This window comes from Nocardia sp. CA-119907, assembly GCF_050955995.1.
Taxonomy (GTDB): domain Bacteria; phylum Actinomycetota; class Actinomycetes; order Mycobacteriales; family Mycobacteriaceae; genus Nocardia.
Map to the genome: position 1 here is coordinate 5473792 of NZ_CP192091.1, position 11906 is coordinate 5485697.

Genomic DNA, 11906 nt, shown 5'->3' on the forward strand with positions numbered 1-11906 from the left:
TCATCCACAGCAACCACGCCACCCACTTCCCCAACGCTCCGCACACCCACCGCTCCCACCATCTACATTCTCAATCCACACCCTCACCCCTCCCCTTTTCCACTATTCAACGAGCACACCTCTTGCATCCACGGGATAACGATTTGGTAACGACCAGGGGTTTTGCTTGATTTGACGAAAAAATAGTCAAAACCAACCCCTGGCGTAAATGGCCGGTCGGGTGCTTGATGGATATATGACCGCGACGATCCATAAAGTCGTGGCAGGCAATGGGTATCAATATTATCTGCGCAATGTCGCCGCGAATGATGTTTCGGCTCGCGGCCGTTCCAGCCTCGCCGATTATTACTCCGCTCACGGGGAAGCTCCGGGCCGCTGGCACGGCACGAGCCTGGCCGCGTTAGGCCTCCAAGCGGGTGAGGAAGTCACCGAAGAACAGATGAAATCCCTGTTCGGACTGGGGCGTCATCCGAACGCGGAGGTGATCGAAGCCCGTGTCTACGACACCGAGATCGGCAAGGGAGCCACGCACAAAGACGCCGCGCGTGCCGCCGACCGCGCGTCGCGTTTAGGTAGTCCGTTCCGGGTTTATGCCGAGGTTTCCGAATTCCGTAAACGGTGCGCGGAGGCGTTCCGGCGACACAATATCGCGCACGGATTCGACCCTCATGACGCCATTAACGATGACGAACGTGCACGGATTCGTACACATGTCGCGTTCGAAATGTTCTGCGAAACCTATGATCGCGCGCCCTTGAATGAGCGGGAATTGTCGGGGTGGGTGGCACGAAACTCGCGCCCGAACACGACCGCGGTCGCGGGTTTCGACATCACTTTCTCACCCGTCAAGAGCGTCTCAGCGCTGTGGGCGATCGCGCCGCGCGCGGTCGCGGAGAAGGTCGAGGCTGCCCATCATGCCGCGGTCGATGATGCTCTGCGCTGGTTGGAGGAGCACGCGATCTTCACTCGGTTGGGCCGCAACGGGATCCGGCAGGTGGATGTCGACGGGATCGTGGCCGCCCGGTTTGTGCATCGTGAGAGCAGAGCAGGCGACGCCGATCTCCACACGCATGCGCTGATCGCCAACCGTTGCTGCACCGATGATGGGCGGTGGCGCACCCTCGATGGCACCGCGATCTACCGGGCGGTGGTCACCGTCTCCGAGATCTACAACACCCGCCTGGAACACCACCTCGAAGACCTGGTGGGTGTGGAATTCGCCGAACGCCCCACCACCGACCCGTCCAAGCGCCCGATCCGCGAAATCGTCGGCATCCCAACAGGGTTGATCGAGGCGTGGTCGCGGCGTGAAGCCGCGATCAAAGAACGTGTCGGGGAACTCGCCGCACGCTTCCAACACCGGTTCGACCGCGAACCGACCCCCACCGAAATGTATGCCCTCGCCCAGCAAGCCACCCTCGAAACCCGACCACCCAAACACCACTTACGGTCACTGGCCGAGCAGCGCAGCACCTGGCGCGCGCAGGCAATGGCCCTGCTCGGTGGCCGCGAAGCACTATCTTCGATGGTCGTCGCGGTCTTGAATCCCGTACGGCCCCAGCGTGTCGCGGTGACTACGGCGTGGATCAACCGGACCGCGCAGCGGGTCATCGAGGTGGTTTCCGAGCACCGCTCCACCTGGGCTGCCACCAATCTGCGGGCCGAAATCGAACGCCAACTCCGCGGCCACGTGCGCAGTCGGGACTGGGGACAGGCCGCCGAGGCAGTCCTGGCCGAAACGCTCTCGCCCGAGCAGGTGATCGCGCGCGGTGACCCTGATCTGACCGACGAACCCGAAGTACACACGGTGCCAGAGCTGTTGCGTCGCCGCGACGGCACCAGCGTCTACACCGGCGCTGGTGCGCAGGTCTACACCTCGGCACGGATGTTGTCGATCGAGCAGCAGCTGATCGACCTATCGGTGCAGCCAGGCGCACGCCAACTCCCACCGGATCTCGTCGCGGCGGCGGTGCGCCGCTACAACGACCGGAATCCGCATCGGCCGCTGAATGCCGGGCAGATCAGCGTGATCGAGGGTTTCGCCTCCTCGAATCTGCGGGTGCGAACAACCAACGCGCCCGCGGGAACGGGCAAGACCACCGCGATGGCGGTGCTCACCGATGCCTGGCACACCAGCAGCGGCCGAGTCCTCGGGCTGGCGCCGACCGCGTCCGCGGCCGCCGAGTTGGGTAAAGCGATCGGCGCACGGGTGGAGACCGTCGACAAGGTCGTCGACATCGTGGACCGCCATACCCCCAGCCGCGACAACCTCGCCCTGGACCGCGCACTACCGCCGTCGCTGCCGCAATGGATCCTCGACATCGACGCGGGCACGTTGGTGATCGTCGACGAGCACGTCAAGATCGGCAACCTCAAACGCCTACGGCTGCTGCGATTTCTGCACGACCGTGGCGCGACGATCCGCTGCATCGGAGACCCGCGCCAGCTCGCGTCGATCGAGGCCGGCGGCGCGGACACCGACATGGACGCGGCCGCATCAGAGGCGACCATGACACTCACCCACGTCGTGCGGTTCGCCTCGAACGCCGAAGCCACCGCCAGTTTGCAGCTACGCGAGGGAGATCCCGCCGCGCTGGGCTGGTATCTGGACAACGGCCGCATCCACGCCGGGCACGAAGGCGCCACCCACGATGACGCCTACACCGCCTGGATCACCGACCACCTCGCCGGCCGCGACACCATCATGCTCGCCGCCACCCACGACGTCGTGACCGAACTCAATGCCCGCGCTCGCGCCGACCGCATCGCTCGCGACGGCGGATCGATCGGTGCGGAATGTGTTCTCGCCGACGGTCTCCGGGCATCGGCCGGAGACACAATCCGCACCCGCCGCAACAACCGGCGACTACGACTCGGTACCAACGATTGGGTCCGCAACGGCTACGCCTGGACCGTCACCGCCGTGCATCCGGATGGAAGTCTCACCGCCGCACATCTGCGTTCGGACGACAAAGTCGGTCTCAGCGTGTGGCTTCCGGCCGATTATGTGGCCGCGCATGTGCGTCTCGGGTACGCGACAACGATCGATTCCGCGCAAGGAATCACCGCCGATTCGTGTCATGTCGCGCTCACCGGAGGTGAATCCCGGCAACAGCTTTACGTCGCACTCACCCGCGGAATCCACGCCAACCACGTCTACGTGCCGACCGCGTTGGACGGCAATGAGGGCTCGTTCTGGTCCGAACCGGCCGTCTATCCGCGCACCGCAGTGGAAATATTGTTGCGCATTTTCGGGCGCGATGGCGCACAAAAATCGGCGCACACCATGCTGCGCGACGCCCTGGATCCACACCAGCGGATCGGTCGCGCGCTCGATATCTACCTCGACGTGCTCGGTGTCGCCGCCGAAAACGCCCTCGGCACCGATGGACTCGAACGCCTCGACACCGCCGCGGAAGGGATACGCGCGAACCTGACCGACAGCCCCGCCTACCCGGTGCTGCGGCAGCACTTGGCGATGATCGCGCTCTCTGGGCGTGACCCGATCACCGCATTACGGGGCGCCGCGGCTGCCCGTGAACTCGACACCGCCGATGATGTTGCCGCCGTGCTGGACTGGCGCCTGGATCCCTCCGGCGCGCACTCCACCACCGGCGCACCCCTGCCATGGGCATCCGGCATACCGCGCGGGCTACGCGCCGAACTCGATTCCACCCAACTCACTGCCCGCGCACGCATCGTCGCCGACCTCGCCACCCAAATTCGTGATGACGTCCAAACCTGGACACCCGCGTCCGCACCGCACTGGGCACGACCGCTCATCGGGTCGGACCCGCGCCTGCTCGAGGATCTTGCCGTGTGGCGGGCCTCCCTGTACATCGACGACCGCGATCCGCGCCCCACCGGACCCGCCCGCTACACGCAGCTCGAACGCGAACACCAAGACCTGCTCGACGCCCGCGTCACCGACACTCTCGGTGACCCGCACCTGCTGGCCAACAAGTGGGCTCCATTGATCACGCGCCTGCAATCCCGCATCCTCACCGACCCGTGGTGGCCGATCCTCGCCGACAAGATCGAGGTCGCCCACCGATCCGGCATCGATATCGAGACCCGGCTCACCGACGCCGCCGGACTACGGGCGCTGCCCGACGACATGCCCGCAGCGGCCCTGTGGTCGCGACTTGAGCTCGAACTCGTCGCCGCCGACATCGGCACCGGTGACCTCACCCCTGACTGGACCACTGAACTCCACCAGATCCTTGGCGCCGACACCGCACACCGCGTCATCAACGACCCCGCCTGGCCGCGGCTGGTTGCCGCGATCGACCGCGCCACCGGCACTGACTGGACACCCGCCGAACTCCTGACCACCGCACACGAACTCATCCTCGCCGCCCAACCCGACGACACCACACCGCTGCGCCCCGACCAGTACGCCAACGCCCTCGCCTGGCGCATCGACGCGCTCCTGCACGAAACCACCCAGCCCGACCAACCCGATTCCCACCCCTGCCCGGAGCCCGCCATGCATCCACCCGAGCACCAACCACACGATCCCCGACACCGCGATACCACCGCACAACCGACAACCCAGCCACCGATCCGGCCACCAATCACCGGCACCGTTGACGAAACCCCGCTGTCCGGCTACATCACCACGATCGCCGCGCTGTTCAAAGCCGGTGACATCCCTGCGGCACGGCGTGCCTTTCACGACCTCGCCGACACCCTCACCGACGAGCAACGCGACATCATCGAACGCGTCGCGACCACTCTCTACCGCAACCACTTCCGCGTCGCCGTCGCGCGGCTACGGTGGGCCGCCGACCAATACCCCGAGCACCGCGAACTCATTCGCGCCTGCACACCGGCCACCGACCCCCACCTCTACCAATCAGACACAGACCCTCTCCAGCCACCGACCCGACCCGACCAGCACCCCCTCCCCACCCACCACTACCCCGACCGACAAGACCCCACCCGAGTTCACCCGCCCCGCACCGACACCGAGATCGCCGCCGAACGCGCGAGCCAGGACTACCTCGACACCCGCAGCGACCTCGACACCGACCCCGAACATCTACCGATACCCGACGGAGTCCCCCACCACTACTACCGCGAAAAACCATGGAAAGACCGATACCTCGACTCCCACGCGCCCGACTACGACCACCAAACCACCGACAAAACCCACGCCCTGCCGTGCGTGTCCTGTGGCATCACACGTGCCCGCATCGACAGCAGACCGCGCCCGCCGCGCCGCAGCGACGACGGCCTGTGCGGTGAATGCCGCACCGACAACCAACCCGCCATCCCCGACCACCCACCCGCCGAGCACATCCGCGCACGCTGCGACCACATCGCCAACACCCACCCACCAAACACCATCCTGGGCCTGCTCAAACGCGACTGGCACGCCGCACGCACCCTCGCCGAACGCCTCGCCATCGCCACCTGGATCGAACAACATCCCCTGCCCGACAAGTCGACCGAGACGTCAGCACCACCATCTGACGATCTCCTCGACGTGTCCGATCCCGTGCAGATGCTCACCGACGACCAACTCGCCCAAGCCATCACCGACATCAGCCAACGCATCGACCTCGCCGAAACCGAAGCCATCATCTACGGACCCGCACCCGGCACCGCAACCAACGACACGACAGCAGTCGGCACCACCACCTGGCTCCAAGACGAACTCGTCGAACTCACCACCGAACAACACCGCCGCACCCAACTCACACCCGAACAAACCACCGCCGAACACGCGTTACGCGCCCGCCACCAGCACGACAACACCACCGAAGACCCCACGGAATACGAGCCCGACTCCATCATCGATCCGACCCTCGGCTACGACGACGACCTCGGGCTGTAGATGAGGCACCCGGCGACGGGACTGCAAGGGCATATTCGCATCCTGCAATCGATGACCGGGGCATAGCTCGCCAACCTTCTAGCACTGCTGATCACCGCCCTCCCCAACACGGCCGCCAACCGCGCCTTCACCTTCGGCGTCCGAGGCTCGGCGGGCGCGGTCTCCCACTACCTGCAGGGGTTGATCATCTTCGGCGTCGGCCTGCTGCTGACCAGCGGATCGCTCTGGGCGCTACATCATTGGGCCCCGGGGCACCGATCGTGGTGGAGTTGTTCGTGCTCATGGTGGCCAACCTGCTCGCCACCCTTACCCACTTCATCGGCCTGCGCTGGATCTTGCGGCCCACCCGGTATTCCAGCACCCAGCGCGACCGCTCATTCCACAACGGCTAGCGCATCGTCCTCCGTACATGCACAGCCGGTTCGGCAGCGGACTCACGCATCACGTAGCCCACCCCACGTAGTGTCTGAATCATCTTGGGCTCGGTCGTGTCCACCTTTGCCCGCAAGTAGGAAACGTAGGACTCGACGACGCCCACGTCGCCACCGAAGTCGTACTGCCACACATGATCGAGAATCTTGGGCTTGCTCAACACCTTGCCCACATTCAGCATGAAATACCGCAGCAATGCGAATTCGGTGCGCGACAACAGAACTGGCTCGCCTGCCTTCCACACCTCGCGGCTGTCGTCATCGAGCTCGATATCCCCGACCCGGATCCGCGGCGACTCGCGTTCCGTGACATTCCCGGTGCGCCTCAGGATCGCACGCAGCCGCGCGATGACCTCCTCCAAGCTGAAAGGTTTGCCGATGTAGTCGTCGGCGCCCAGGGAAAGCCCCGTCAATCTGGCATCGACGTCATCGCGAGCAGTGAGGAACAGGACCGGCACGCTGACGCCGTAGGCGCGCATCCGTCGCAGCGTGCTGAATCCGCTCATCCCCGGCAGAGTGACATCGAGGATCACTGCGTCCGGGCGAAAACCGGGGATTTTGTCCAGCCCGCTGGCTCCGCTGTCGGCCGCGGCCACTGTGAAGCCCTGGGCCTGCAGGCCCCTCGACAGTAGTTCGACGACCATTGGCTGGTCGTCGACAACGAGAATCCGTGCCTCAGCGGTGTGGTTGCTCATGGGCTCGATCGTCTGGTGGGCGACCACGCCTCAGCTCGCCGCGAGCTGGGTGTTCGCTGTGAACACCCGCTCCAACCTGCCGCCAGCTCCCAGCAATCTCCCACGAACCTGATCTTGGGACGGTCGGCCGTTGTCACGTTCGAAGGCGCTGCCGGCTTCCAGCTCACCACCGGATTGCGTCGAAACAGGCTGGCGCGCGACGATTCTCCGGTCAGATCGCGATCACCGTGCCGACGTGATTCGCAGCTGTTCGAACTCGAGAGCCACGGCGTCCCAGCCGGCTTGGAAGGCCGAGTCGAGCAGAGAACCATCGGATTGCAGACGTCTGATCTTCGGTGAGGTGTCCGTCGGCCGAATCGAGACGACCGATGCTCCGTTCACTTCGTCGAGGTCGGCCAGCAACCGGTCGTCCTCCGCCAGACGCGCATTCCTTGCGAGATACGCCGCCCGTAACTCCGGCTCGCAGTCGCGTAGTCCGGCGGCTGCTACCAGACGGGCACCGAGACCTGCCGCGCCCAGAGCCGCGCGATCCACGCCGCGGCGTGAACGCAGCACCAGGACGTGGGTTGCGCCGTCGCGCAGGGCTTGGCGAAACGGAATCGACTCGGCCAGCCCAGCGTCGTAGTATCGGCGGCCCGCGATCTCGATGGGTCGACCGGCGAGGATGGGTAGCGCGGCGCTCGCTCGCAATGCCAAGCGCAGTGTCTTTCCGTCCACGATTGCGGGGTTCAGGTCCGCTGCCTCACCGGTGACGACATCGGTTGCCAAGGGGTGGATCGAGATCGGATTCGCTAGCACGGAGGCATAGTCGAGGGGAAAGTCCCTGACGTAGGTGGTCTCGATCAGACGCTGCACGTCGACCAGTGGCCTGCCCCGCAATAGATTCCGCGCGGCGATGAGTGTGCCGGCGAAGCGCGGATCCGTCCAGCCGCGTAGCCCTGCGGGCCGGGAGCTGAGCAGCCAGGCCGCCGAGATCGCCCCCGCCGACGACCCATACACGCGGTCGAACAGGCGCAGGAGTCCGAGTTCGTGCAGCGCCAAAGCCATTCCTGCCGAGACGGTTCCGCGCATCCCTCCCCCCTCGATCGCTATCGCGACCTGGTGGTCGTCGTCGCGAGCATCAGGGGTGCTGCTGGTCCCCGCGCGCTGGTCGAGGACCTGCATCAACGAGGGTTCGAGACGTGCGCTGTCCATCGCGCACGATCATCGTCGGCCCCTCGAATGCGCGACAAGTGCAGTCCGCACAGCACTTTCAGGTCTGACGATGCATCCTGCACAGAAGCTCGTCACCAGTCACTCACCTGTGCGATGGAGCGCGATCAGTGTCGCGGGGACGATCAGGATCCACACCGTGACGATGGCCTTCAAGGGGCACGGCGCGGGACATCCGGCTCGCGCTCCGGGCTGCGCGTCAGGTGGGGCTGTCCGTCACCGCGTGGCCTGCTCCTGCTCGACCGTCGTGATGGCGCGCAGCATGTAAGTCGCGACGAGGCCGATCCATATGCCGAAGGTGCCCAGCGCCACGTACAGCGACAGCAGTCCTTGCCACGAGAACGGTCCGGTCTGCAGCGAGGGCATGAAAAACTCCGACAGGTAGGTGAAGGCGATGAAGAACGACAGATAGCCCAGCCAGCGCGGGACGAGTGGTGTGGTGCGTCCGTCGTCGATCAGGCAAGCGGCGCCGAAGGCAACGAACTGCACGATGGTCGCCATGATCGTGATGTCGAACATCATCCAGCCGATATCGTTGAGCAACTGGATGTCGTCGGCCGATCGCGATTGGGCACGAAAGCTCGCCAGCAGCCAGAAAGTGGCGCACAGCATGGTGATGACGGCCGTCAGGACGCCGCCGAGCAGTTGAATGCGCCGCAGAAAGCCGCCGGAGGGTTCTATGTGCTTCATCAATTGGGCGACGCCGAGGCTGAAGATCGCATAGAGCATGTAGATGGCCAGTACGACCTCCATGCCCGCGCGGACGCCGATCTCGTGGTCGCGGAAGAAGTTCGCGGTGTGCTCGGCGGTCCAGTTCTCCCGCGGCGGCGGAACGAACCGTGCGAGAACGATTCCGCCGATAACGACCCCAAGGACGTAGACGAGCCCGCTCCAGGCCGACAGCCGCCACAGCCGAATATCCCTGGATGAGATGGCTTCCCCGCTCGTGCCTCGTATTGTGCGCTCGGCTGACATTTCTACTCCTTGGTCGGCGCTGACGACGCAATCGTCAGCCCAGGACCTCGTCGCGGGAAAGTGCTGGTCGCCCAGCAATCCAGTGGGTGCTTGGTCGTTTCGCCTATCCGAGGGTCGTTGCCAGCTGTGTGAACACCGATCTCGCGTTGCCGGACAGCACGGCGGTGACGACCTCCGACGACCATCCCAGTCCGAGCAGCGATTCGACGTTGCGTCGAACACCCGGCACGCCTGGCCAGTCGGTGCCGAAGATCATCTTGCGCGCTAGTCGATCCAGACCATGGCGGCCGTAGTATTCAGGCAACTGTTTCGGCGGCAGACCCGAAAGGTCCAGCCACACATTGGGTTTGGTCAATGCCATGAAGGCTGCCACGTCGTACCACCAGCCACGGCCGCCGTGGGCGATGACGATATCGAGGTCCCGGAAATAGTCCGCGATATCGAGCAAAAGCTCGGGATTGCCGCAGCAGGTCCGGGCACCGGGGAAGCTCGAGATGCCGGAGTGGACGATGATCGGGATTCCGTGCTCGGCGCAGTGGGCGTAGACCGGATAGAGGTCGCCCTCGCCGGGATCGAAACGCCCGTGGACGGGGTGCAGCTTCAGTGCGATCGCCCCGAGGTCGAGTTGGCGGCGCAGCTCCGCTACGGGCGGAAAGTGGAGATGCGGATTGATGTTTGCGACAAGACTGAACCGCCGAGGGTGACGGGTCCGGATGGGCAGCAGGTCTTCGATGCGCTGTGCACCCGTCACCGCTGGACTGTATTCGCAGAAGAGTAAGGCGTGGTCGACGCCCTCCTGCGCGAGGAGAACGTCGAGCGCATCTGGATCCGGAGCATCGCCGTGGTAGACCTCACGCCAAGGACAGTCGCCGGAGTATTTGTCGGCCCAATCGAGCCAAGCCCGCGGCAGCGAACTCAATCGCGGCGTATGCACGTGGGCGTCGATGACTTCGTATCCGTCGATCACAGGGTGTGTTCCCTTGCTTTGGGGGTGGCACGGGCGACAGAACGTCAGAGCGTGAAACCGCCGCCGCACACCAGGGTTTGTCCGCTGACGTAATCGGATTCGGGAATGCACAGCAGATACACCGCGCCGGCCGCGTCCGTGGGTGTGCCGCCGCGGCCGAGGGGGATGGAGCGCTCCATTTCAGCGAGCAGGTCGGGGTTCACGCCGACTCGGATCTCCCTGCCCGATACGTCGATGGTGCTGTCACCGCCCGCGGGTGCCTCGGTCAGGCGAGTCTTGATCAGACCGAAGGCAACGGCGTTGACAGTGACGTTGTAGCGGCCCCATTCCTTGGCCAGAGTCTTGGTCACGCCCAGGATTCCGGCTTTGGCCGCTGCGTAGTTGACCTGACCGGCATTGCCGCCGAGGCCCGCGATGGAGGATACGTTCACCACCTTGCGGCACGGCACCTGCGCACCTTCGCTTTTCGCTTGCTTCACGGCGGCCGAGATAACCGGCTGCGCGGCGCGCAGGATGCGGAACGGGGCAGTGAGGTGCACGGCCAGGATGGCCTCCCACTGTTCGTCGGTGACCTTCTGGATCACGCCGTCCCAGGTGTATCCGGCGTTGTTGACGATGATGTCGAGCCCGCCGAAGCTGTCGACCGCGGCCGCGACGAAGGCGTCGGCGAAGCTCGGATCGGTGACGCTGCCGGGGACGGCGACGGCCCGGCCGCCGAGGGCCTCGATGGCGGCCACGGTTTCCTTGGCGGGTTCGGCATCGAGGTCGTTGACGACGATGTCCGCGCCTTCCCTGGCCAGTTTCAGTGCGATCTCGCGGCCGATGCCGCGCCCCGCGCCGGAGATGATGGCAGATTTGCCTGCGAGTGTTCCCATATCGGGTGTCCTTGTCAGCTGAGAGTGGCTTCGCCGGTGACGGTGGTGGTGCCGTCGGCGAGGGTGAGCGCGAATTCGACGGTCGCGAGGCCGTCGGCGATGCGGACGACGCGGCCTGTACAGGTGGGCTCGGCACCGACCGGGGTGATAGCGACGAAGCGTGCGGTGAGTGTCTGGATGCGTTCCTGTGCAACCCAATTGGTCAGCAGACGGCCCAGGTATGCCATGGCGAGCATGCCGTGGGCGAAGACGTCGTCCAGTCCGGCGGCGCGGGCGGCATCGATGTCGATGTGGATCGGATTGTGATCGCCGGAAGCGCCGGCGAACAGAGCCAGGGTGGTTCGACTGATCGGCGGCAGTCGCAGCGGCGGCAGTTCCGCACCCACGATGAGTTCGGTGATGGGGACCGAGGAAAGGTGCGCGGTCATTGTGCTGCCTCCGGGTGCCGAAGCACGAGGGTCGAGATGAGGTCCGCGACCGGTGTCCCGTCCGAGCGTGTCACCGAAGTCTGTTTGACGATAAACTCCAGTGCCCCATTCTTTTTCGTGTAGACGTCGGCGATTCGAGGCCGCGCGACCAGCGTGTCCCCCGCCTTCGCGGTCGAGTGATAGACGAAACGCTGGGTGCCGTGCAGTATCTGCGAGAGGTTCACGCCGAGCTCGGTCAGCCATTCGAATGGATCCGGCTGTTCGAGTTCGAGTGCGAACAGAAACGTCGGCGGCACCGGGATATCCGCCACGTCGGTCCCTTCCGGAAGGCTCTCGCCGATCGCTTTGGCGAAGAACCGGATTCGTCCGGGGTCTATTGTCATGGTCAGCGGTGGTAACTCGGTGCCGATCGCATCGGTACTGACGGGCATGGGCGTAACGTTCCCTTCGAGATGAATCGTGGTGTGCGAGTAGCAGTCCG

The 11906-nt window shown here is 65.0% G+C and carries 8 protein-coding genes and 1 pseudogene; 2 read left to right on the plus strand and 7 right to left on the minus strand.

Features of this window, described 5'->3' with window-relative positions:
- Positions 1 to 235: 235 nt before the first annotated feature.
- A complete protein-coding gene (gene mobF, locus ACQP2D_RS24150; RefSeq protein ID WP_433678187.1) occupies positions 236 to 5842 on the plus strand; it encodes a MobF family relaxase in 5607 nt (1868 codons plus the stop codon).
- A 69-nt stretch (positions 5843 to 5911) separates the two neighbouring features.
- Positions 5912 to 6234 (plus strand): annotated as a pseudogene (locus ACQP2D_RS24155) (GtrA family protein); the annotation flags it as partial.
- Here the strand turns inward: ACQP2D_RS24155 and ACQP2D_RS24160 are convergent.
- The 7 genes from ACQP2D_RS24160 to ACQP2D_RS24190 form a co-directional block, all read right to left on the minus strand.
- On the minus strand, positions 6231 to 6968 hold the full coding sequence (locus ACQP2D_RS24160; protein WP_433678188.1) for a response regulator transcription factor: 738 nt from the start codon (positions 6966 to 6968) through the stop codon (positions 6231 to 6233). The pseudogene ACQP2D_RS24155 and the gene ACQP2D_RS24160 overlap by 4 nt on opposite strands.
- 222 nt (positions 6969 to 7190) lie before the next feature.
- Positions 7191 to 8162, minus strand: a complete 972-nt coding sequence (locus ACQP2D_RS24165) for a patatin-like phospholipase family protein (RefSeq protein ID WP_433678189.1) — start codon at positions 8160 to 8162, stop codon at positions 7191 to 7193.
- Between the two features lie 234 nt (positions 8163 to 8396).
- Positions 8397 to 9233, minus strand: a complete 837-nt coding sequence (locus ACQP2D_RS24170; protein ID WP_433678190.1) for a hypothetical protein — start codon at positions 9231 to 9233, stop codon at positions 8397 to 8399.
- Between the two features lie 25 nt (positions 9234 to 9258).
- Positions 9259 to 10122: an amidohydrolase family protein gene (locus ACQP2D_RS24175; protein WP_433678191.1), complete on the minus strand. Its 864-nt coding sequence runs from the start codon at positions 10120 to 10122 to the stop codon at positions 9259 to 9261.
- Between the two features lie 44 nt (positions 10123 to 10166).
- A complete protein-coding gene (locus tag ACQP2D_RS24180) occupies positions 10167 to 10997 on the minus strand; it encodes an SDR family NAD(P)-dependent oxidoreductase (protein ID WP_433678192.1) in 831 nt (276 codons plus the stop codon).
- A gap of 14 nt (positions 10998 to 11011) precedes the next feature.
- A complete protein-coding gene (locus ACQP2D_RS24185) occupies positions 11012 to 11425 on the minus strand; it encodes a MaoC/PaaZ C-terminal domain-containing protein (RefSeq protein ID WP_433678193.1) in 414 nt (137 codons plus the stop codon).
- Entirely contained in the window at positions 11422 to 11856 is a 435-nt protein-coding gene (locus ACQP2D_RS24190) for a MaoC family dehydratase N-terminal domain-containing protein (protein WP_433678194.1), read from the minus strand. The genes ACQP2D_RS24185 and ACQP2D_RS24190 overlap by 4 nt, the downstream gene beginning before the upstream one ends.
- Positions 11857 to 11906: the final 50 nt, after the last annotated feature.